The sequence below is a fragment of the Alphaproteobacteria bacterium LSUCC0396 genome, from assembly GCA_041228345.1.
Lineage (GTDB): Bacteria > Pseudomonadota > Alphaproteobacteria > Puniceispirillales > Puniceispirillaceae > UBA3439.
In genome coordinates, this window is the sequence record CP166131.1 from 1,943,454 (window position 1) to 1,967,396 (window position 23,943).

General features: G+C 51.6%; 19 protein-coding genes. 8 read left to right on the forward strand and 11 right to left on the reverse strand.

Going from position 1 to position 23,943, the window contains the following annotated elements; genetic code table 11:
• Positions 1-7 precede the first annotated feature (7 nt).
• Positions 8-568, reverse strand: coding sequence for a tripartite tricarboxylate transporter TctB family protein (locus AB8881_09350; protein XDZ62745.1), 561 nt, complete (start codon positions 566-568; stop codon positions 8-10).
• 26 nt (positions 569-594) lie between these two features.
• A complete protein-coding gene (locus AB8881_09355; GenBank protein ID XDZ62746.1) occupies positions 595-1,575 on the reverse strand; it encodes a Bug family tripartite tricarboxylate transporter substrate binding protein in 981 nt (326 codons plus the stop codon).
• 188 nt (positions 1,576-1,763) lie between these two features.
• Here AB8881_09355 and AB8881_09360 point away from each other — a divergent pair, with 188 nt between their 5' ends.
• From AB8881_09360 to AB8881_09370, 3 genes are all read left to right on the forward strand, one after another.
• Positions 1,764-2,567 (forward strand): aspartate dehydrogenase, encoded by an 804-nt coding sequence (locus AB8881_09360; protein XDZ62747.1) that lies wholly within the window; start codon positions 1,764-1,766, stop codon positions 2,565-2,567.
• 88 nt (positions 2,568-2,655) lie between these two features.
• Complete coding sequence (locus tag AB8881_09365) at positions 2,656-3,513, forward strand: fumarylacetoacetate hydrolase family protein (GenBank protein ID XDZ62748.1); 858 nt, start codon at positions 2,656-2,658, stop codon at positions 3,511-3,513.
• Positions 3,514-3,796: 283 nt separating this feature from the next.
• The gene (locus AB8881_09370; GenBank protein XDZ62749.1) at positions 3,797-4,864 is read left to right on the forward strand and encodes a hypothetical protein; all 1,068 of its coding nucleotides are present in this window, start codon (positions 3,797-3,799) and stop codon (positions 4,862-4,864) included.
• 564 nt (positions 4,865-5,428) lie between these two features.
• On the opposite strand, the gene AB8881_09375 is transcribed toward AB8881_09370, so the two are convergent.
• The 6 genes from AB8881_09375 to AB8881_09400 all read right to left on the reverse strand — a co-directional run bounded on the left by AB8881_09375 (position 5,429) and on the right by AB8881_09400 (position 12,778).
• Positions 5,429-6,250: a bifunctional allantoicase/(S)-ureidoglycine aminohydrolase gene (locus tag AB8881_09375; GenBank protein ID XDZ62750.1), complete on the reverse strand. Its 822-nt coding sequence runs from the start codon at positions 6,248-6,250 to the stop codon at positions 5,429-5,431.
• 158 nt (positions 6,251-6,408) lie between these two features.
• Positions 6,409-7,281, reverse strand: a complete 873-nt coding sequence (locus AB8881_09380) for an oxaloacetate decarboxylase (GenBank protein ID XDZ62751.1) — start codon at positions 7,279-7,281, stop codon at positions 6,409-6,411.
• Between the two features lie 61 nt (positions 7,282-7,342).
• A complete protein-coding gene (gene yghU, locus AB8881_09385) occupies positions 7,343-8,209 on the reverse strand; it encodes a glutathione-dependent disulfide-bond oxidoreductase (protein ID XDZ62752.1) in 867 nt (288 codons plus the stop codon).
• Positions 8,210-8,243: 34 nt separating this feature from the next.
• A complete protein-coding gene (locus AB8881_09390) occupies positions 8,244-9,467 on the reverse strand; it encodes an MFS transporter (protein XDZ62753.1) in 1,224 nt (407 codons plus the stop codon).
• 160 nt (positions 9,468-9,627) lie between these two features.
• Entirely contained in the window at positions 9,628-10,884 is a 1,257-nt protein-coding gene (locus AB8881_09395; protein XDZ62754.1) for a CaiB/BaiF CoA transferase family protein, read from the reverse strand.
• Between the two features lie 49 nt (positions 10,885-10,933).
• On the reverse strand, positions 10,934-12,778 hold the full coding sequence (locus tag AB8881_09400) for an SLC13 family permease (protein XDZ62755.1): 1,845 nt from the start codon (positions 12,776-12,778) through the stop codon (positions 10,934-10,936).
• A 370-nt stretch (positions 12,779-13,148) separates the two neighbouring features.
• Here AB8881_09400 and AB8881_09405 point away from each other — a divergent pair, with 370 nt between their 5' ends.
• Together AB8881_09405 and AB8881_09410 are read left to right on the forward strand one after the other, a co-directional pair.
• The gene (locus AB8881_09405) at positions 13,149-15,344 is read left to right on the forward strand and encodes a DUF3604 domain-containing protein (GenBank protein ID XDZ62756.1); all 2,196 of its coding nucleotides are present in this window, start codon (positions 13,149-13,151) and stop codon (positions 15,342-15,344) included.
• A gap of 78 nt (positions 15,345-15,422) precedes the next feature.
• Positions 15,423-16,535 carry a mandelate racemase/muconate lactonizing enzyme family protein gene (locus AB8881_09410; GenBank protein ID XDZ62757.1) on the forward strand — a complete coding sequence of 371 codons (1,113 nt, stop codon included), beginning with the start codon at positions 15,423-15,425 and terminating at the stop codon, positions 16,533-16,535.
• Between the two features lie 114 nt (positions 16,536-16,649).
• On the opposite strand, the gene AB8881_09415 is transcribed toward AB8881_09410, so the two are convergent.
• The 3 genes from AB8881_09415 to AB8881_09425 all read right to left on the reverse strand — a co-directional run bounded on the left by AB8881_09415 (position 16,650) and on the right by AB8881_09425 (position 20,519).
• Positions 16,650-17,381, reverse strand: coding sequence for a sulfite exporter TauE/SafE family protein (locus AB8881_09415; GenBank protein ID XDZ62758.1), 732 nt, complete (start codon positions 17,379-17,381; stop codon positions 16,650-16,652).
• An 89-nt stretch (positions 17,382-17,470) separates the two neighbouring features.
• A complete protein-coding gene (locus AB8881_09420) occupies positions 17,471-19,114 on the reverse strand; it encodes a UbiD family decarboxylase (protein ID XDZ62759.1) in 1,644 nt (547 codons plus the stop codon).
• A gap of 19 nt (positions 19,115-19,133) precedes the next feature.
• Entirely contained in the window at positions 19,134-20,519 is a 1,386-nt protein-coding gene (locus AB8881_09425; protein XDZ62760.1) for an MmgE/PrpD family protein, read from the reverse strand.
• A gap of 253 nt (positions 20,520-20,772) precedes the next feature.
• Between AB8881_09425 and AB8881_09430 the strand changes: the two genes are divergently transcribed.
• From AB8881_09430 to AB8881_09440, 3 genes are read left to right on the forward strand one after another with little or no spacing between them, the layout of a single operon-like run.
• On the forward strand, positions 20,773-21,564 hold the full coding sequence (locus AB8881_09430; GenBank protein ID XDZ62761.1) for an enoyl-CoA hydratase/isomerase family protein: 792 nt from the start codon (positions 20,773-20,775) through the stop codon (positions 21,562-21,564).
• Position 21,565: 1 nt separating this feature from the next.
• Positions 21,566-22,771 (forward strand): CaiB/BaiF CoA transferase family protein, encoded by a 1,206-nt coding sequence (locus tag AB8881_09435; GenBank protein XDZ62762.1) that lies wholly within the window; start codon positions 21,566-21,568, stop codon positions 22,769-22,771.
• Entirely contained in the window at positions 22,772-23,941 is a 1,170-nt protein-coding gene (locus tag AB8881_09440; GenBank protein XDZ62763.1) for an acyl-CoA dehydrogenase family protein, read from the forward strand.
• The last annotated feature ends 2 nt before the right edge of the window (positions 23,942-23,943 follow it).

The window sequence follows — 23,943 nt, forward strand, 5'->3', positions numbered from 1 at the left end:
CTGACGCTTACAACCCTGTCAAAGATCCGCGTGGCAGAAAAACTTCCAACGCATAGGTAAACAAAAGCCACATGCCGCCAGAAGCCCCAAACGCCAACATTAAGTGAATTAAAATCGAATTCCAGCCACCCAGCACGGTCAGGAGAATAAAGCTAAATAGAATATTGCCGACCAGCATACCCAGGTAAGGCAGGACAAGTAGGTAAAGTCCAAAAATTGTGAAAACAGCGATGACATTTCGCCAATATAAAATAAATTCGCCAATGGTCTTTCTCGGCGCCGCCTCTTTGTCTTCCTTTGGCATTCCAATCGACTGCAACAGATAGATCACACTCAATACACCAATAATAATTATTATCAGCCGCGGCCACGCTGCAGGTGACAAAACACCATAGTCTGGTTCGCGAATTTCAAAGCTGGCAAGCATGAGCCCACCGCTCATCAATATGAGGCATAATGCAACCAATCCATCTCGATTTAGTGACATATTACGACCGTGCTGTTGAATAACGTTAAGATGGTGGGAGGCTGGCAGCACTTGGCCGCCAGCCAAAATTTGTTTAGTCAAGCCGCTGGCCGTAGCAGGCGACCAGTTTATTTTTTATACATACCAATCTCGATGGCAACGGCTTCGTAATCTTTGTAGATCTTATCAGCATAAGCACGGAACTCATCGGGTCCTTGGAAGCGAAGGCCAGTGCCTTTTGCATCCATTGCGGCTTGCAGTGATGGGTTATCAACCGCCTGCTTAATGATTCCTGCCCACATGTCGATTACTTCGCGTGGGGTTCCCTTTGGGGCTACGATTCCACGCTCCAGGGCGAATGTCATATCATAACCTAGTTCTTTAAGCGTCGGAACATCTGGGATTGCTTTATCACGGTCATCAGCCGCGATCGCGAGCGGCTTGATCGTGCCTGCTTCAAGGTGCTTCTTACCTGATGCCACGTTGACTGCACCAAGGGTGATGGCGCCTGAAAGCAGCGCATTCATTCTCTCAGCGGTGCCATCATAAGGTACCAGATTCAGCTTGATGCCCAAGGTCTTCTCCAGTAACAGCCAGATAAAGTGCGACGTCGAGCCAAAGGTTGCGCCAGCAGTTACCTTTCCCGGATTAGCTTTGGCATAGGCGGCCATTTCCTGAATGGTATTAAAAGGTGCATCGGCGGAGGCGCCAATGATGTCAGGTGTCACCGTAACATTGGCAATAGTATCAAAGCCGTTGTAGTGGAAATCAATTCTGCCGTTCAAAAAGCTGGTGATTGCAGACTGGTGGATCGCAAATAAGGTGCAGCCATCAGGTTTAGCTTTGGCTGCCTGCTTGGCGCCTTTGTTGCCACCCTGACCTGGTACGGTAACGACCTTCATGTTGTAGGGTGTGTCCATTTCGTTAACAGTTTTTTCAACCAACGCATAAAGTACCTGTGTTCCGCCACCTGGCGCCCATGGAACAATCAATTGGGCAGTATCACATGGCAGTTTTGGAACCGAATGGGATCCAGCCTGCGCAACCGATGTTGCTAACATCAGGCTCGCAGCTGCGGCTCCGAGAATTGAAAGTCTTGAGTTTAGCATTTGAAAAATACTCCCTGTGATTTGTTACATGATAATTTGTCACGTGTGGCGGCAAAAAAAGAGGCACCACAATCGATCATCTTTTCGTGAATTAGGTTGCAAAGGTTCGCTATGCCGAGTCAATATATTTATTAATTCATGGAGTAAACTTTAGGTAAAAAATTTGCCCAGAATGGGCCGGAGAAAATATGCTATCGGTGGGAATTATTGGGCTTGGAACCATTGGCAATGTGGTTGCAAAAGCGCTTGATGATGGGATCGGCGGCATGAGGTTGGCGGCGATCGCTTCGGGGCGTCGAGACAAGGCAATTGCCAGCATTGCAAAGCTATCAGAACAGGTTGATTTTTTGACAATCGACGAGGTGGCCGAGTGCTGTGACATAATTGTTGATTGTGCGCCAAAGGCGGTGTTTCGCGACATTGCTATGGCAGCATTGTCGCGTGGCCGAACACTTGTAACAGTCAGTGGCGCCGGCATTCTTGCCAATGAGGATATCGAAGAGGTCGCACGCCAGAATGGTGGGCAGCTGGTTCTGGCGACCGGTGCGCTGCTTGGCCTCGACGCAGTGCGCGCCGCCGCCGAGGGTACAATTCACTCGGTTCGGATGATCACCCGCAAACCACCCAATGCCTTGAGGGATGCGCCTCACATCATCGATAATAATATCAGCCTTGATCGTTTAAATGGCGCTATTCAGGTATTTGAAGGCAGTGCCCGCGAAGGCGCTAAGGCCTTTCCTGCCAATGTAAATGTGGCGGCGGCTTTGGGATTGGCCGGTATTGGCGCCGATGCAACCCAGCTTGAAGTTTGGGCTGATCCGCATCTTGACCGTAACACCCATTCGATTGAGGTTGATGCCGATAGCGCAAAATTCACCCTGCAGATCGAGAATGTGCAGTCCGAGAGTAATCCGGGCACTGGCAAGATTACCGCGTTGAGCGTGATTGCCTGTTTGCGTGGCATGACAGCACCAATGAAAGTTGGCAGTTAGGATCAGGCGTTTCCGAGGCATAGGGTTCCGGTTTTTGGCGGCGTTAAATAACAATCATCAAAAATTTGATAGATAGGGGAGAGTCGTTATGCGGTTAGTAGCATTTGAAAAGGCGGGTGGACCGCATATTGGTGTTATCACTGATCGGGGCGTTGTCGATCTGTCGCTCGTTGACCCGTTGGCACCGCGTGATCTTGGCGCGGTTATCAAGGCAGGTCAGCTCGATGAGATTGCGGCAATTATGGCCGGCGCCGGTGACGCAGTGCATCATCAAATGGCCGATTTGAAATTTGCCCTGCCAGTTGCAAATCCGGGCAAAATTCTGTGTCTTGGTCTCAATTACATGGATCATGTTGCCGAGGGGCCATTTGATAAACAGCCGTTCCCAGCTATTTTCATGCGTAGCGCAACATCGCTGGTCGCTGCCAATCAGCCGATCATTGCTCCAAAAGTTTCTGAAACGCTGGATTATGAGGCTGAATTGGCGGTGATCATCGGCAAGGAATGTAAAAACCTTACCAAGGCGAACGCGCTAGAGTCTATTGCGGGCTACAGCTGTTTTAACGATGGATCGGTGCGTGAATTTCAGCGTCATACCATCCAATGGACGATGGGAAAAAACTTTGACAAGACGGGCCCTTTTGGCCCGATCCTCGTAACGCCAGATGAATTGCCAGAGGCAGCAACTGGGTTGAAAATTGAATGTCGGCTGAACGGCCAAACTGTGCAGTCAAGCACAACTGATATGATGATTTTCCCAGTTATCGAAACGCTGGTATATATCACAAAGGCCTTCACTCTCGAGCCAGGCGATCTGGTTATTATGGGCACGCCATCTGGCGTTGGTCACGCCCGAAAGCCGCCTTTGTGGATGAAGCATGGTGATCTGGTTGAGGTGGAAATTGAGGGTATTGGGATTCTTGCTAACCCCATTGAAGCCGAGTAATTGCTATATTTTTGGTGGTTTTTTGAAAAAAAGCTCAAGATTTTTTGACGGGCAAGACCTGCTGTAAAATCGAAAAAAATTGCGTCAAAGCTACCCTACAAAGAATTTAAATTCATTGATTGGGAATTTTCGTCAAATTCTCGTTGCATTGGCGTGCAGGCTCTAAAAAAGGGGCTTTATATCATTGACTTTTGAGGTGCCGCCGCATCGCTGCGGCGTTGAAGTTTTGTCTTTTACCGGCTAAGAAAGCATATTATTTTTCCTAAACCGGAGACTCCCCCAAATGACCCCCCTTAATATCCTAATCCTCGGTGCATCATATGGCTCGCTTTTGGCAACCAAAATTGTCTTGGCTGGTCATAATGCCAAAATGATCTGCCTCCCGGCCGAGGCCGATTTGTTTAATGCCGAAGGTGCGATTATCCGCACACCGGTAAAAGGGCGCGATGGCCTTGTTGAAATTCGTACCAGCGGACTGGCGGGCCAGCTGTCTGCAGGTGGGCCTGCTGATGCCAATCCGGCAGAATTTGACCTGATCGTGCTTGCTATGCAGGAACCACAATATTCATCACCCGGCGTCCGTGATTTGCTGCATTCTGTGGCTGAATCTGGTGTACCATGTATGTCGATTATGAATATGCCACCACTAAGCTTTATGAAGCGGTTGCCGAATATGAATATTGATGCGCTGCGTCCATGCTATGCTGAATCAAATCTATGGGATGCATTTAATCCAGAAAAATTTACCCTTTGCAGCCCCGACCCACAGGCATTCCGTCCCCCTGAAGAAAATCTGAATGTCTTGCAGGTTCGCTTGCCAACTAATTTCAAGGCAGCTGGGTTTCATCATGCAGAAGATAACGCAATGCTGCGCCGCCTTCAGGCCGATATTGAGGCTGTTCGCTTTACCACTGACGATGGTGATACAATCGAGTTACCGGTCAAGCTGAAGGTGCATGACTCAGTTTTTGTGCCATTGGCCAAATGGGCAATGCTGGTTGCTGGCAATTATCGCTGTGTTCAGAGTGCTGAAATGCGGCCGATCCAAGCGGCCGTTCATACCGACATTGATCAGTCACGCGAAATCTATAACTGGGTTGTTGACCTTTGCGTCAGCCTTGGCGGCGCGCCAGCAGATTTTGTTCCGTTTGAAAAATATGCCAATGCAGCACAGTCGCTTGGTAGCCCATCATCGGCTGCACGTGCGCTTGCTGCTGGTGCAAAAAATATCGAACGTGTTGACAAGCTGGTGCAAACCGTTGCCGCGCAAAAGGGCCTTCAATTGGCAAGCCTCGATGAAACCGTTGCACTGGTTGATGGCTGGCTAGATAAGAACCGCGCCGCCGGTTAAGGCGAATGCCATATAGCGGTTGCCGGCCTTTCATAAAATTGGGGCCATAAAATTGGGGCCATGGATGAATGCAATAACGGGCATTGATCCATGGCTTTTTTTTGCGGGTTGATATCAGGCAGGTGGGTCATGCCATCTAAGTCATGCCGGCTAAGTCATGTCAATTCACTCGAGATGCCCGCGATAAAGGCCAAACAAAACCCGCAGACAGCGGCGTTGTCGCAAATCCTTAATGACATTAGCGTCATCTAATGTTTCTCAAAAGGCTGCAGCAATTTGATCATCGAGCGCGACATTGTCTAACTATTGCTCGATCATGCCGCATTAGGCGTCCGGATTTGGAGAGATATGGCCTTTATTTCGCTGCTACCATCGCTGGTTTTGCCACGGTCATTTCATATTTCGCCGCGCCTTAACGCGTGCCAATATTTGATCTTGCCGTCTGGGTGATTGCGCTGGGATACGCATTTGGTGTTTGGGGTGTTGGCATTGCGCTTAGGCTGGTGGCCGAAAAAGCTGAATAGCCTCAGCCGCCGCTATTTATCTGATCATTGTTTGATACGACTATAGATCAAGCGGCATATGCCGGTTCACATCTTTATATAGTAAATAGCGGAACGGATCTGCCCCTCCGGCATAGCAGGCTTGCGGGCAGAAGGCGCGAAGCCACATATAATCGCCAGCCTCAACCTCGACCCAGTCCTGATTCAAATGATAAACAGCCTTGCCGCTAAGGACGAACAGCCCATGTTCCATCACATGGGTTTCGGCAAAGGGGATTGTGCCGCCCGGCTGGAAGGTGACAATATTGACATGCATATCATGGCGTAAATCGGCCGGATCGACAAAGCGGGTGGTGGCCCAGCGACCATCGGTATCCGGCATGGCAATCGGCTCGATTGCGGCATCACTGGTCACAAAGGCGTCGGGACGATCGATGCCCTCAACAGCAATGTAACGTTTCCGAATCCAGTGGAACGTTGCGGTTTCATCACCATGATTATGAAGGCGCCAGTTTGCTGCTGCTGGCAGATAGGCATAGCTGCCGGTGGCCAATGCATGGCTGGTACCATCAATATCAAGGCTGAGGGCACCACTTGTAACAAACAGAACGGATTGCGCCGCAGAATTATCATCTGGCCGGTCACTACCGCCACCAGCTTCGACTTCCATCAGATAATGTGAAAAACTCTCGGAAAAGCCAGTCATTGGCCGTGCTAGAACCCATAATCTGGTTTTGCTCCAGAAGGGCAGATAGCTTGTTACAATATCGGATAAAACGCCTTTTGGAATTACTGCGTAGCCATTCGTGAAAACGGCACGGTCTGATAGCAATTGTGTCTGCGGCGGCAGGCCGCCTGACGGTGTCCAATATTGTGAACTCATATTATCATTCCTCTTACAACGCCAATTTGTCACAAAGCCAGTAAATTTGCCCAGCTATTTGTCAATTAGGGCGAATTTCTGAAAATTGTCAAATCCACAGGGCATATCTTGGAACAGATAGCGTGGCTTGTGGCCAGTTGCCTGTATTATTTTTGAGCTTACTTCAAAAACTGTTCGGAATCGCTATCATAGGCGTCTTCACGGGTTAAGCCTCGCAGAATTTTAGCATCGATAACGGGCGGTGCTGCCTCTTGCGACTTTTGAATGCTAGCATTTTCGCCAAGAACCTGCTGAATGGCGCTATAGGTTGCGGCAAGAGATGCCAGATAGGGCTGATGCCCGCGAAGGCAAATACGCGCGCCCATTTTGGCCGCCTCGTCTGGCGTTGGTGCTATTGACCCAAGGCCGCCAAGCATGATGGGAAGATCGGTCGCAGCGCATAAAGCATCGAGATCGTCGCGGGATCGGGCACCGATTAGGGTGATGCCATCAACGCCGGTTTTTGCATAGGCCTTGATCCGCGCGATACAGTCATCGCGGCCAGTGATGGCGGCGGCGCTGGTCCGCGCTAGAATAACCAGATCAGGATCAACACGTCCGGCAACCGCCGCCCGCATCTTGCCAGTGCCCTCTTCAATACTTAAAAGCTGGGCATTGACCGAGCCAAATGGTTGCGGCAAATCTGTATCTTCAATAGTGATTGCGGCAAGACCAGCATGATCAAGCTCGCGAATTGTACGCTGGACATTCATCGCATTGCCATAGCCATGATCGGCATCAGCAATCACTGCCAAATCACCAGCCCGGCAAATTCGCAATGCCATATCGGCAAATTCACTTGCAGTTATCAGCATTTTATCCGGCGCACCAAGAATTGCCATTGCGGCGACCGATCCGGCAAGCATACCAACCTGCCCACCAAGATCTTCGACCATACGCGCTGATAGCGGGTCAAACACGGTAACAGGGGTAATACAGTCAGTGCCTTGCAGAATCTGGCGAAATCGTTGGCGGCGTGGTGTCCAGTTCATGCTAGCTTGTCCTCATTACTGAAATTCAGGTCGGGAATATTGAGATATAGATTGGGATAGCTTAACCGATCTTATCTTGGGTTTTGGTGTCAAAATCGCTGGCATCATGGCGTTCATGGAGCTGATATTGCGGCGCACCAGACATACGGTTGACCATGCGGCCCCGTTTCACCGCTGGTCGATCATCAATCGCCTTGGCCCACCGCATCACATGGGTATAGCTGGTAACATCAAGAAATTCAGCGGCATCATAAAGGCGGCCAAGCACCAGCTGCCCATACCATGCCCAAATCGCAATATCGGCAATGCTGTATTCGTCAGCGGCAATATAGCTGTGGTCGGCAAGCTGGCGGTCGAGGACATCCAACTGGCGTTTGGTTTCCATGGTAAAGCGATCAATCGGATAGGCCATTTTTGTTGGTGCATAGGCATAGAAATGACCAAAGCCACCACCAAGGTAGGGCGCGCTTCCCATCTGCCAGAAAAGCCATGACAGGCATTCAGTTCGTTTCGCCGGTTCATTTGGCAATAGCTGGCCAAATTTTTCAGCCAGATAGAGCAGGATATTGCCGGACTCAAATACCCGGATTGCTGGTGATACAGAATGATCCATCAGCGCCGGAATTTTTGAATTTGGATTCACCTCGACAAAGCCGCTGCCAAATTGATCACCATCGCGGATCTTGATCAGCCATGCGTCATATTCCGCGCCGGTAACTTCGGCTGCCAATAATTCCTCCAGCATCACGGTCACTTTGACCCCGTTGGGTGTGGCCAGCGAATAAAGCTGTAGCGGATGTTTGCCGACCAGTAATGGCTTGTCATGGGTCGCACCGGCAATCGGCCGGTTGATATTGGCAAAAGTACCGCCATTCTCGGCTTCCCATTTCCAGACAGATGGCGGGTTGTAAGGGGTGTTATCTGTCATTTTTCATCTCCATGATGTTTAGATCTTTTGACCGTTATCTTGTCCAAGACGGTTTGGTGTCTTCGGGCGGGCATAGATCAGCAAGCCTGTCCAGATGGCGCAGCTTTGGAAATAAATACCAGCCGCCAACCGCAACGCCCAATGCTGCCAGCCCGCCAATAAAGACAGTTGTCACAGGGCCAAGAATTGCCGCGGCACTGCCAGCTCGTACATCCCCCATTTCATTCGATGATGAAATGAAAATCGCATTCACCGCGCTTACTCTGCCGCGAAGATGATCGGGCGTGGCAAGCTGGATCAAGGTCATGCGAATATTGACGCTAACCATATCGGCTGCACCATAGACAAACAATGCCATAAGGCTAAGCCAGTAAACAGTCGATAGTGAAAAGACCAGAATTGAGCCGGCAAAAACGACCAGCGCCGTGAACAGGCAAAGTCCGGAGCGCCGCATCGGTGGTAGGGCTGCAAGGCCAAGGCCAACAACAACGCCGCCAAGCGCAGGCATTCCGCGCAACACACCAAGTGATTCCGGCCCAACATTCAAAATATCAGCTGCATATACCGGCAATAATGCAACAACCGAACCCATGAGAACGATAAAGAGATCAAGCGCAATGGCGCCCAGAACAATCGAATTTGACCGGACATATGCAACCCCACCAAGCACCATCTCAAGGCTTCTGCCAGCCGGTTTCAGGCGGGTTAATTTCGGCAGGAATAAATAGGCAATCGTACCAATGCCCATCAGACCAGCTGCAACAAGATATGTATAGTCATCAATTAAGGTGATTAAGATACCCGCCAGCAGCGGCCCTGCTGTTCCAAAAACCTTGCCAATGGTTGAATTTAGCGCAATCGCCCGCGACAGCATATCTGCCGGCACGATATTGGGGATGATCGCTTGTTGTGCCGGGGTATAGAATGCCTTGACGCCGCCATGCGCGAATAACAACGAAAAGATGATCGTTAGATTCAGCTCATCAGCCAGCATAACAAGCGTTATGCCGCCTAAAATCACCATTTCACTGATCGTGCAGATGATCAGCAGTGCTTTGCGCGGCAGGCTGTCGGTGGCCCAGCCGGTCACAAAGAAGAACAGAAAAATCGGCAGGATCTGCATAAGCCCGACGAGCGCCAGATCAAAGGGGTCACCACTATTTTGATAAAGATGCCATCCAATCGCAATTGACAGCATTGCGGTAACAAGACTGACGGCAGCGCGGGCGGTTAGAAAGGCGTAAAAGGTGGCTGGCATGGCTATTGGTGATTTCTTTGGGCAGGGCCTCAAACCGGCAGGCTTAACGACGCCTTAGCCAGATATCGGCATAGTTGATTTGGTTAAGTTACGCCACCTTCGATCGGTTGTCGCCCAAAATATCATGTCAAAATATTGGGGCCTTGGCAGATGATGATGGCTAGTCTGGCTGGTGGGCAATGGCGTGATCGGCAATCAATTGGTCAATCTCATCATCGTGAAATCCGGCCTCGGCTAGCAGGCTGCGACTATGCTGGCCAAGCGTGGGCGCCGGAAACCGGAGGCGGCCAAGGTTATTCTGCATGATCGGCAAGGGCTGGTGCATCGCTACCTCGCTGCCCGAAATATCCTCGGCCGCGACATAAATGCCGCGTTCGATAAAATGCGGGTCTGCCGCATTGTCGGCAATGTCATTCACCGGTGCTGCGGTAATACCCTCGGACTCAAAAATTGTCATAACCTCTTGCCGGTTGCGTTTTGCAATCCAGCCACCAATGATTTTGTCAATTTCGGCCTGATGCTCGACCCGCGCCGCATTGCTGGAAAAGCGCGGATCTTCAATCATCTCGCCAGCGCCAACTGCCGTAAATAGCCGTTTGGCGGTCGATTGAATGGATGCTGAAATGGCAATGTAATGATGATCCGATGTTTGATAGATGTTCCGCGGGCTTGCCGTGTTTGAGCCATTGCCAACGCGTTGTTTCACTGCCCCAGTAACGGCATAATCAAACGCATCGGGCCCTAAAACCGACACCATCGAGTCTAGTAATGCAAGATCAATAACCTGTCCAAGGCCGGTTTTCTGGCGGCTTTGCAAGGCCATCATAATGCCGTTTGACCCATAAAGGCCGGACACCATATCCGCCAGTGCCACCGGCGGTAGTAGCGGTCCGCCACCAACCTCGCCAGTACGGCTGGCAAATCCTGACATAGCCTCGACCATCGTGCCAAAGCCGGGGCGGTGGCTGTAGGGGCCGGTCTGGCCAAATCCCGATACACGTAAAATGATCAAACCCGGATTGCGTTGATGCAGCTGTGCCGGTGCCAACCCCATCGATTCCAACGTTCCCGTTCGAAAGCTTTCGATCAGGACATCAGCCCGGTCAATCAGCCGCGTTAAAATGCCGATTGATTGATCATGCCGGAAATCCAGCGCGAGGCTTTTCTTGTTGCGGCAATAGACCGACCAGAATGTCTGGATCCCATCCTGCTGCCAAGCGCGAAGCGGATCTCCTGCGGGTAATGGCTCAATTTTCGTGACATCGGCGCCCGCATCGGCAAGTTGAAGCGATGCCATATTGCCAGCAACAAGGCGCGATAGATCAACCACGCGCAACCCATTAAGGGGGCCCGTGCTTGCTGGAGAGAATTGCACTTTTTTCCAGGGCTGCCGACCGGCAGCTTTGGCTTTTTCCATGCTGTCTAAACCTTCCTGTGCGGCGCGGTGCGATGGCTAGCGTTTATAACTACAACCCGTAATACCAAGGCACAAAGGCCGAATAAACCAGCCAGATCAGGATCACCAGCGGAAACCCGACTTTGAAAAAGTCTTTGAAATGGTAACTCCCCGGCCCCATCACCAACAAGCTGGTCTGATAGGCAAACGGGGTGGCAAAGGCGCAATTGGCTGCAAAGACGATGGTGATTGCAAAAATGCGGGGATCAACCCCGATCTCGGCACCGATATGAAGACCAATAGGCGCAAATAAAACGGCGCAGGTTTTGGTGCTAATAATGTTCGACATCAGCGCGACCAGCAGGAAAAATGAGCTAAGCACAATGGTTGGGCTTGCGGTTCCGGTAATCGACAAGATCAGGTTGGCAAGATAGGTCGCGGCGCCAGTCGCCTCCATCGCAACACCAAGCGCAAGCGCTGCTGCGATGGTCGTTATGACTTTATGATCGAGCGCACGAGCGGCCTGAGGCAGGGTGATGACGTTCGTCACCACCATCGCCAACGCGCCAAAGAACGATGATATGACAATCGGCACAAGGCCAAATGCTGCCGACAGAACAACCGCCATAAAAATGCAAATTGATAGATTTGCTGCCTTCAGGTTAGGTAATTCTTCAACTGAGAATTCGACCAGAACAACATCAAGATCCTCGCGCAACCCGCGCAGCGTTTCGGCGTCGCATTTGACCAGCAACAGATCACCAGCGGATAATTTTGCCTGTCCCATGCGGCTGCGGATCATATGGGCGTGATGCTGTATGCCGAGAACCTGACAATTATGCCGATATTCAAAACCAGTGCGGCCAATCGTGGAATCCACCAGCGATGATGACGGCGTGACCATCATCTCAACAATGATCTGTTCAGACTTTTGGTGGCTGGTCGGGTTGCGCCGATAACCCTCGGCAGGTGTCAGGCCATAGCCGGACTCCATCAGTTTTGTCAGGTCTTCGCGCGTTGCCGACAGTGCGATGGTGTCGCCATGCCGCAATTTAAGTCCTGTAAAAGGTGGTAAAATGGTTTTGCCAAGACGGTTGATCATGCGGATATTTATTTCAGGTAATTCCTGAAACATCCGAACCCCAAGTGACTGGCCAATCAGTTTCGAGTCGTTGTCGATCGAGATTTCCGCCATGAAATGCTGATCAAGACGTTCCCGCATCCGGTGACTAAGGCTGGTACGGTGCGGCAGGAATTTTGGCGCAATTAGCATCATATAGGCAAGGCCGGTACCGGCAAGAAGTAATCCGGGAAGGGTGAACTCAAAAAAGCTAAACCCCGGTAATCCAGCCTCGATCAGCGCGTTTGATACCAGCAAATTCGTACCGGATCCGACCAGTGTTGTCATGCCGCCCACCACCGCAACAAAACTCAGCGGCATCAATAATTTTGATGCTGGCACATGAAATCTTTGGGCAATACCTTGCATGATCGGGATGAAGATAATGACCACAGGAATATTGTTCAAAAAGGCACTGATAAAAAGCACCGTGATCAATGAAATTAAAGTGGCTATCCATAATCTACCCATGCTGAGGCTCAGCACATGGCGCGAGAAAATCTCGAGAATACCGGTTTTGACGACGCCTTGCCCCACAACGAGCAAGGCCAGAACGGTCAGCATCGCCGGATTGGCAAAGCCTGATAATATCTTGCTCGTGGGGAGTTGATTAACGCCATTTGCATCAATGATTGGCGCAAAGTGAAAGAACACCAATAGGATAAGTATTACCCCAAGGGCGGTAACTTCCATTGGTATGGTTTCACTTGCATAACAAAATAACGCACCAACGATCAGCCCGAACAGGAACAGCATTTCGAGGGACATGCCAGCATTTTCGATCAAGGTATTCATCTAATATATGCCTTTTCCTCGCGCAAAATTTTGCATGTCAGGGCTGAATGTGAGGTTGATGTTAAGGTGTTTCAGAAGGTAAATTAAACTTGAGTGAACTTTAGCCTAGCAAGTCTCAAAATCTAGTATTTTTTGACATAATGCATAAGAAATAGGCATCTGCATTTTTCTGCGACGCAAATTTGCCGCATGCAATGAAGAATGCCGCTGATTTTGGGCTGGTTACGTATGGGCATTATCTATTTTGCATCATAACTGCACAAGTTTTCCTTTTCATTCTGCCCATTTTACCTTTTCATATTAGATAGCGGTTATGATCCGGCCGCCGCCATAATCTCGTATCCCTCATCAAATCAAGGTAGACCCAGCCATGCCCTATAATGACTATCGCCAAGACCTGATGGGTGAAGCCACGCTATCGCCATTGGGCAGCTTTGAAGTTGGTACCTATCAGACCTTTAAACTGGTTTATACTGCAGGCAAATTCGGCCTTGACGATCAGGGCGGGTTGCGTATCGGGTTTCGGGGCCATTTTGATGGATCAACAATCCAATTCGATGATCCGGCAGCGCCCGGATATACCACGGTTGAGGCATCGAATGGTGCCGTCCTAGATGTGTCGTGGGAGGCGCGGCGTAATATTCGCCCGTGGAACAAAAGCCTTTATATCCGCTGCCTGCGCTTTTTGCGCGAGGGCGACAGGATTGAGATTATCTTTGGCAATCAAACAAAGGGATCGCCCGGCTGGTTGATGCAGACTTTTTGCGAGTCTGCTTTTACCTTTCAGATCACCGTCGACCCGTTTGCCACACAAGATTTCATCGCCCTGCCAAGTGCGGCAAATCCGACGATTTCAATGGTGCCCGGTGATCCGGTCAATTGGAAGGCTGTTTTGCCAACATTGCGCCGCCCCGCCGAGGCGTTTCGGCTGTCGATAAAGGGTGATGATTGCTGGGGCAATCCGTCCAACCGGCTTGGTGGCCAGATCAGGCTGAAAAGCAATATGCCTGTAAACGGTTTGCCTGTTGTGGTTGATCTCAAGGCGGGCGATTTTGCGGCAGTTATTGAAGACCTGTCAGTCGATGCTGAGGGGGTTTTGCATATCAGCGTGCTCAATGAACAGGATGCGGTGATTGCGACGACAAACCCGCTTGTAATCCGCAAGGCTGAATGGGCGCATTTCTGGAGTGACATGCACGCCCAAAGCGGCGAGACAATTGGGGTTGGCACTGCGCGTGAGTATTTTGACTTTGCCCGCAATAAGGCGTTTCTTGATATCGCAGGCCATCAGGGAAATGATTTTCAGATAACCGATGCGTTCTGGCAGCATCTAAATGAATTGACCGCCGAATATAATGAAGATGGCCGCTTTATGACCTTGCCCGGTTATGAATGGTCGGGCAATACCGGCCTTGGCGGTGATCACAATGTCTGGTTTCGCAGCGAAGGTCGGCCAATTTACCGGTCTAGCCGTGCGCTGATAAGTGATCGCACCCATCCTGAAAATGACGTGTTATCAACGCCTGATCTGATCGAAAAGCTGCAGGGTGAAGACGCCATTGTTGTTGCTCATGTCGGTGGACGCTATGCCGATATCAAATATGCGCATGATGCGAAACTAGAGCCATCAGTCGAGGTGCATTCGTCTTGGGGAACCTTTGAATGGATTCTTCGTGATGCGTTCGAGTCCGGCTATCGGGTTGGCATCGTCGGATCAAGTGATGGCCATAAGGGCCGGCCGGGTGCCGAATATCCGGGCGATAGCCAATTTGGCTCATATGGCGGGCTGACCTGTCATCTGTTGCCTAAACTGGATCGTGATACCTTCTTTGGCGCTTTTCGCAATCGCCGTCATTACGCAACAACCGGTGCGCGGATCTATATGAATGTGACAGCACGCGCCGGCGATCAGCATTTGCAAATTGGCGATATCGCCACCAGTGATGCGGATAAGCTTAACCTTGAATTTGAGATTATCGGGACAGCGCCACTCGAGCGTGTAGATATATTCAATGGTCTGGATCTGGTGCGCACAATCCGTCCATGGAACGATCAAAGTCCGCTTAGCCGGTTGCGTGTTACCTGCGCCGGACAGCATTATCGTGGCCGTGGCCGGCTGGTCAAATGGGACGCCTCGACGGCGTTCAGCGCCGGAACGGTTAAGCGCATAAATGCGGTGAATTTCTGGAATCCGAACCGGCAGCCGCAGCAGGTTTCTGCCACAAGGGTTGAGTGGAAAACCGTCACCACAGGCGGCGCATCATCGGTGGATTTCTGGCTTGATGATGCGGCGCTGGCAGGCATGGTCAAGGTGCAAACCAATTTCGAATCCCTCGAGGCATCGGTGGCTGACATTGACCAGAACGGTATTTCCGTCGATTGCGGCGGTATGGATATCCGCCTGCATATTGAGCGGTTGCCTGATGTGCTGGACAGCTACACGCTATCTGGTGAGCAGTCGTTCAGCCTTGAAAGCGGCACTGAACAGCGGCTTTATCTGCGTGTTACCCAAGAAGATGGTCATCAGGCATGGAGTAGCCCGATTTATGTTCAAAAGGCCAAATAATGTCTCAGCCCAGAATAATGCCGTAAAGGCCCGCTTCATAAGTCAAAAGAGCGTCATAGTTTAAAAGAGGAACAGTTAATGAAACCGGTTAGCATTCAGGCGCTTGAGGTCTTTGTTGTTGCAATGCCATTGGTTGGGGTTTTTTCCAGTGGTGGAAAATCCAAAAATGTCACCAAAGGCGTGGTGGTCAGAATGACTGCATCTGACGGGTCGTATGGGATTAGCAGTGTTGATCCGTCAACGCGGGCGGTATTTCCTGACCGCGCCGAGGATATTGCGGCAACGATTACGCAGAAAATCAAACCGCTTGTGCTGGGGCAGTCAGCCACAAATATAAATCGGCTGTCGGATATGATCGGCGCGGTGGCGGATGTGCAAATTGGTGCTAGAGCCGCAGTTGAAATGGCTGCGGTTGAACTGGCCTGTCGGCGCTTGGGCATTTCTTTATGTGACTATCTTGGCGGAGCGGTGGCGGGTGAGGTTGTGTTTAATGGATGGGTCGGTGAATTACCAGCTGATGAAGCGGCGTTGGATGCAGCGCGCTGGGCAAAAGCGGGTTTCAAATCGCTGAAAATTAAAATTGGCGGCGATGTTGATGCCGATATCCAGCGGGTCGAGGCGGTACGCGCTGCGGTTGGCGCGGATATGCAGTTGCGCATGGATGCGAATGAGCAATATAGCGTGAAGGATGCGATCAAATTATGCGCCGCGGTTCGTCAATGTGATCTGCAGCTGTTTGAGCAGCCGGTTCCGCGCGACGATCTGGCTGGATTGGCTGAAGTTAGGCGCGTTGGCGGGATCAGCATCATGGCGGATGAAGCGATTAGTGATCATGCCAGCCTGTTAAAAGTGATCGAGGCTGACTGCGCCGATTTGGTGAAATTTGGCATTGCACAGGCTGGCGGCATCATGCCGGCAGTGCAGATGATGGCAACGGCCGAGGCGGCTGGCCTAAAGGTCGTTATGGGGCATGGATTTGGTCTCGATATGAGCACGATGGCCGAAATTATGGTTGGCGCATCATCCAGCAATATTCTGCCTGGTCTTGAGTGTGTTGGGCCGCTAAAGGTCAAGGATACTGTTGCTAAAACCCGGCTTGATATCAGTGCAGGCAGCTTTCAAGTGCCGGACGGGGCAGGCCTGACGATTGATCTGGATGAGGAGAAGCTGGCGCTCTATACGGTAGGGTGATTTGCCCTCCCCCCCCGTAATTTCATCGCGCCCAGCTTGTGACCCGAAATCATATGGCCCGAAATCGTATTACCAGTTACCGGGATGATGCTGATAAGATTGGCGGCGGTAGGTCTATTTAAGGGCTATCCAAATAAAGTTCAGGCCGCCACCCAAGGTCACGATATCGACCAGAAGAGTATGCGCGTTTACTTTCAGCTTTTTCAGGATTTTCCGGCCGAGGATATTGCCTGGTATTGTTGCAAGGCCCCCTAACAATCCGATCATCAGCAAATCCATGTCAATCAGCCCAAGGCTGCTGAAGCTGGCAACCCGCGCTACATTGGTAAAGGAGGCAATCACCGCCAAAGTGGCCACAAAATTAACCGGTGTCAGGCCAAAGCCAAGCATAAAGGGTATCAACAGCATGCCGGGGCCAACCGCCGACCCGCACAGAAAACCAAAGAGCCCGCCGACACTGCTTAGCACCAGCGGTGAGGTTTTGATTTCGCGTGATTTAGCCCAGCGCCGGATCGGGATCGAAGATAAAATCACCACCCCCAAAAACAGCGAAATCATTCTTGGTTCAAGCACCGAATAGAAGTAGCTACCCAGAAACACCATCGGGGTTGCCGGAATGGCAATATGCAAAAATGCGCGTTTGTGAAAATCGGCCCGGTTAATCCATGAGCGTGAAAAATTGCTGATCAGCAGCATTACGCTCAGCATCGGCAAAAGCGACTTCATGCCGATTACCGGCGCCAGAAATACGGCTGGCAAAAACCCGCCACCAACGCCAATAAAGCTATTGATTGCGGCCGTCACAAAGGCGACGCACATCACATATGCGAGTTCAAAACTGTCCAAATTTAGGGCTGGCCTTTCACGGCGAAAAACGGCGATAAAAGAGTATAATTATGCGGGGATAAGCAGGAATTAAGCAGGATTATAGGCTCTTATTTTTTTGCAGGAAGGCCAGTATCAGGATCCAGCTTTGACTCAGGCTTGAGGTTTTCTTGGGTTTGACCAGCTGAAATGCGGCCGTTTTCCAGATAGTCACCGGTGGCGGCGCGCCTGCCAGCATCGTCCCATATCTGGTGCCATGCGCCAAGTGAATAGCCATGCCATGGCATTTTCACATTTACCGGCGGCAAGCCCAATTCGTCCCAGATGTCTTTCGCGCGTTCCATATATTCCTTGCTTGGTAGTGCCAGTGGCGGCATTGGCGATTTCATTGTCGCATCAATCAGCACGCTGGAATCTTCCTCGCCATCATGCTCGCGCTTGGGCCCATGACCTTGGCCGCGATGCAGCAAGGTTTGCATATCTTCGGACGGGTTGGTGCGATATGACATCGCCCAGAAAAGGGCGTCGGCATTATCAACATCAATATCTTCATTCACGGCAATACAGATTTTGCTGCAATCCCCTTTGAAAAACGCTGCGCTATAAAGGGCGCGCCATATTTCGGTGCGGGGCATCTTGGCGTCACAGGTGATAACAGTCACACGAAGCAGGCCGGTCAATGGTTCGTGAAGCGATACTTTCTTCACGCCCTTAATGTTGTTTTCGTCACGTAGATGACGCAGGAACAATGGTTCATAGGCCACCCGTTTGATCACGCTGGACTCGCTTGGTGCGACTTGCGAGATATAGGAGGGCACGACCGCCTTTTTGCGGCGGGTAATCGTGGTAATGCGCATTGGCATATTATATTCTTCCAGCGCGATGTGCCCATGTGACTCGCCGAACGGGCCTTCAGGTTCGACTTTGGTTGTGTCGATAAAGCCCTCGATCACAATCTCGGCTTCGGCGGGGACGACCAGATCGACGCTTTTTGCTGTGGTCACATTGATCGGCGCACCGGCAAGCCCGCCAGCAACGGTAAATTCATCAACCCCAAGCGGCAGTTTCTGCGGCCCCATAAAAGCCACATAAGGCGGGCAGCCAAGTACAATTGCCACAGGCATTTCGGTAATGCCCATCTGCTGGCATTTCTGATAATGCTGGTAACCGCCGGCCCCACCAACCCTTGTTGCCATTCTGACAACTAACCGGTCAGGCGCCTTTAAGGCACAGCGATAGGTGCCCATATTTTGCACACCAGTTTCCGGATCTTTGGTAATGACATTGCCAGCGCTTAACGTCGGGGCGCTGTCGAAACCAGGCGTTGAAACCGGAATCGGCAGCGCATCAAGACCGTGCCCCGGCTGGCTTAGGCTATCACCATCTTCGATGATTTCATGGCACGGCGCATCATCAATGAATTGCGGGTCAATCGGGTTTGAAATGGCATTGTCCCATTTCGCCTGAATCTCGTCTACCGAGCTGCCCATGCCAACGCTATAGATGCTGCGATTGGCGGCCAGACCGCCAACCAAAACCGGTATGTCGAACTTGCGCCCCTTGCCATCAACAACATTGGTAAACAAGAACGCCTTGCGATCTTCTTCCTTCATGCCGCCAATAAATTGCCACCTTACCAATGCGTGCATTTCACTGTCTTTGTCGATTTGACGATCAACCTCGATGAGGAGGTTACGCTCTTTCAACGCGGCAATATGCTGCTGAAGATCATTATAGGCTGGTGTCGTGGTCATTTTGTGCTCCAAAGCATGGTCAGTTTGGCAAGTTATTACCGGTTTCGTCATCACGGCGGATCACGGCAGATGTAGCTATGCTGGCGACGTCGATGGTTTCAAGTTTCCATAATTTTTTCAAAAGCGCGTTGGTCGAAATGCTGCCAAGAATTGGCGAGGTTAGTTCGATGAATTTTGCGTTCAATTCATCATCTGATAGCGGCAGATCGGGATCGCCTTTTCGGGTGGGTTGATAATGAGAAACTGTCCTGCCATCACGCGTCATGATGGAGATACGCGCCGCCCGACGCGATGGAAATTCGGCGTCAATTTCCGGATCAAGGCTGACCTGAATATGGGGCAGCATCGCCCGAATAGCCGGATCACGCATCCGGTCTGGAGCAAAAGCCTCGATGCGGACACTGCCATAATGCGCGGCGTGCGCCACCACATATTGCATTGAAAATTTGCCCTCTTGTGGGGTTTGCGGATCAACTCTATCGGTAATCGAAACCGCCGGACCATAGGTTGCGATGGCGATATCCGCAATATCACCGGCGCTGATCTGCTCGGCTTTCATCACCGCCAATAACCCGTCAATGGCGGCAAAGGTGTGACCGCAACAACCATGGTTTTTAAAAGTAATCATTTCTATATTATAGGTATCGCCAAGGCCTGATGTGGCTTTATCCCAATCGGCAGTGCCGCTCATCGCGGCGCCCATTCCAGCTGGCCCCTCAAGCACATCAAGCGCCCCCGTCACCCCTTTGCTGGCAGCAATCGCAGCCATTACCCCGGTTTCGGCGGCATGGCCGGCGTGAAGCGGTTTGCTCATCCCGTCAGAACGAAACGCCTGCTGCAATCCGGCGGCAAGCGTTGCCGAAGTTGCCAAAGCATGGGCTGTCTGATCTCGGTTCAGGCGCAACAGCACCGCCGCCGCAGCGGCAGCACCAAAGGTGGCAATCGTCGCCGTTGTGTGCCAATAACGATAATGGTCACGGCCCATCGCAGCACTGATCCGGCTGCTAACTTCATAACCGGCGATAACGCTACGCAGCAAGGCATCGCCGGATAAGGTATGTTTTTGCGCCACGGCAAGCGCAGCTGCAATTGTCGCACAGCCCGGATGCAGTCCGCCATCGCGGAAAATATCGTCAAATTCTGAGGTATGAGCGCTAGCCCCATTCAAAAAGGCCGCAACTTTGACTGTCGAATGATCACTAGTCGGAAAGATGATTGCGTGCTGCGGATCACCACTGTCAAGGAAGGCGGCACGCAGCATCGGATTAGGGGCCTGAACAGCACCTGGATACATTGCGGCAAACCAGTCGATCACAGCGCGTTTGGCGTGATGGATCGTGCGCGGTGGAAGGGTACGGGTTTGTTCCTGCACAATATAATCGGCGATTTTTTTTATAAGAACCATGTTGGCACCAAGGGGGAATATGCTCGCGAAGTGACTAGCATTGTTTCAACAGACGGGCAGTGCTGCAAGGTCAAAATAGCCTGTCTTTGAATAAATCTTTCCTATGGCAAGCGTAATTAAATCTGCCGCATGACAAGGGCATTTTTTTACCTTATTCTTTTTGATGAATATATGATCTATTCGCCGCGTTTCATGCCTTTGCAAAGGCTTTTGCTGGCGGTCCAACCCTATAAATCACCGAGGCAAACCCCTGATGACAAGCATACAACCCCTGATTGATGTCGCCCGTGATGGCAAGGTGGCGACGGTTATATTAAACCGGCCAGAAAAGCGAAATGCGATCAATGATGCGATGCGAAATGCCCTGATCGATTCGCTTAACGAGGTGAACGCCGATGACGAGGTTGGCGCAGTTGTCCTCACTGGTGCGGGGCGTGGGTTTTGCGCTGGCGGCGATATTGGTGGGATGCGTGAACGGTTGGAGGCGCCGCGCGGCAAGGTTGGATTTAACGGTTGGAAGCGGCAAAAACAGACGCATCGTCTGATTTCCACGATCTATCATATGGACAAGCCAGTGATTGCCGCGGTTAATGGTGCCGCGTCGGGCTTGGGCTGTGATCTTGCGCTGGCGTGTGATTTTATTGTTGCAGGGCCGGCGGCAAGCTTCTCGATGACCTATCTGAAACGCGGCTTAATTCCTGATGGCGGCGGGCTGTATTTCCTGCCGCGCCGTGTTGGAACAACAGTTGCCAAAGAACTGATCTTCAGTGCCCGTACCGTCGCTGCTGACGAGGCGGCAATGATTGGCCTTGCCGATCGGTTGGCCGATGCCGAGACATTGCTGGATGAGGCACGCAACTGGGCACAAAGCCTGTGCTTTGGACCGCCAAGCGCTGTGGCCTTGTCAAAATCAATCGTCAATCGGTCAGTTGATTTAACGCTCGAAACCGTGTTTGCGCTGGGTTCTGAGGCGCAGTCAATCTGTTATGCCAGTGATGAGCATCATGAGGCGGTAACAGCGTTTCTTGACAAAAAGAGCCGCTAGCATGACCGATCCAATGGCAGATGCGTTTGACGGGTTGCTTGTTGTGGAATTTGCCCAAGGGGTGGCTGCACCCTATTGCGGGCTGCTTTTAGGTCGCAACGGCGCCAGTGTTATCAAGGTAGAGCCGCAAGGTAGTGGCGACTGGTGCCGCTCACTTGGTCTTCGCAAAGGCGATTTTTCGGCTGAATCAATCGTCTTGAACCGCGGTAAAAAGAGCCTTGCCCTCGATATGAAAAGCCCTGATGGCCGTGCTGCGGCGTTCAAGCTGGCGGCAAAGGCGGATGTCATTATTGAAAATTACCGGCCTAATGTGACAAAGCGACTGGGCATTGATTATGCGGCTGTGGCGGCGGTTAACCCAAATGTTGTTTATGCATCGGTTACCGGATTTGGACCGACGGGCCCGAAAAGCCGTATGCCGGCGACTGATACCGTGATGCAGGGCTATACCGGCCTGATGAGCATCAACCGGGATCAAGCTGGATTGCCGCGCCGGATCAATATGCTGGCGATTGATTATTCGACCGGCCTTTATCTTAGTCAGGCGGTATTTGCCGGGCTGTACCGGCGCGCAACAACTGGACGCGGTTGTCATATTCAAACAAGCCTTTTGGAAAGTGCGATGGCCTTTCAAGAGGCGCGTCTTGTTGCACAAAAATTTGAAGGCTCGGCTGTTCAGCCGGTCGGCGCACCCGTTGGCACCTTTGCCACAGCGGATGGTTATCTTAGTTTAAATGCGCGCCGTGATCCGCATTTTACCGCCCTGTGCCAGCATTTGGGCACCAATGAATGGCTGGATGATCCGCGGTTTAATTCGGCCGAGGCCCGGCTTGATAACGCTGCAGAAATCAACAATCTTGTCGCGCCTCACATTATGCAAAGGCCAACGGCGCATTGGGTAGATGTGTTGTCGAAAGCCGATATACTGAATGCGCCGGTACATAATTATGATGATTTGTTTGACGATCCTCAAATTGCTGAAATCGAGGCAATTGGCTGGGTTGAGATCGAAGAGTTTGGTCAATTGCCAGCGGCACGCATCGCTGGATTGTCGCCGGCATCGTTGAGTGATCACGCGGCAATGACACCGCCGCGCCTTGGCCAAGGGGGGCGGGCTGCATTATTGGCAGCTGGATTTAGCGATGATGAAATTAGCCAGCTTGCCTCTAGCGGGGCGGCTGTTTTTAATGATGATGAGGATACCTAGATGGATTTCGAACTCACCCAAGATCAGCAGATTTTCTATGATACGGTCCGGCGCTTTGCCGCTGCTGAACTGGCGGATGGTGCGGTTGACCGGGCCAATAGCGACGGCTATCCATGGGATATTGCCGCCCGGTTTGCCGAGATGGGACTTCTTGGGATTACCATTCCCGAAGCCAAGGGCGGTATCGGCGGCAGTCTAAGCGATGCGGTGTTGGCGATTCAGGCGGTTGCTGAATTTTGTCCGCGCAGTGCTGATGTGGTGCAGGCTGGCAATTTCGGTGCAATCCGCACATTCGCCGAATATGCTAGTGATGATCAACTGGCACGCTTCCTGCCTGACCTTTTGGCCGGAAAAGGGGTGATGTCGGTTGGTATGTCCGAACCCGATGCAGGGTCATCTGTTACCGAACTGAAAACATCTGCAACGCCTGACGGGGATGATTTCTTAATCAATGGTAGCAAGGTTTTTGGGACGAATAGCGGTGAGGCAGACTTGTTCCTGATCTATTTGCGGTTTGGCCCGGGTACCGAGGGTATCGGGTCGGCGATCATTGAAAAGGGCACCCCAGGTTTTACTATTGGCCCGGGCTATCGCTATATGAATGGCGAGGCATGGTCGCCGCTTTATTTTGACAATTGCCGGATACCAAAGGCGAATATCCTGCTTGGCCCGGGGGGATTCAAAAAGCAGATATCCGGCTTTAACATTGAACGGCTCGGCAATGCCGCGCGTGCCGTGGCGGTTGGGCGCAAAGCATTTAGCGAGGCGCGTGATCATGCCAAAACGCGCCAACAATTTGGCCGTGATATTTGCGAATTTCAGGGGATACAGTGGAAATTCGCCGAAATGGAAATGCGGCTTGAGGCTGCACAGCTATTGCTGATGCGGGCAGTAACGCGGGCTGATAATGGCCTGCCATCGGCGCATGATTCGGCTGTGGCAAAACTGGCATGTAACGAGGCTGGCTTCTTTGCCGCAAATGAGGCGTTGCAGGTGATGGGTGCGCTGGGCTTTAGTGACGACAGCATCGTGCAATATTGCATGCGGCGGACACGCGGCTGGATGATTGCTGGCGGGTCAACAGAAATTCTGAAAAACCGGATTGCCGAGGGTGTTTTTGAACGGCGTTTCCAGCAGCGCCCGCCAAAGCCGCCAAAAATTGATGGCTGATC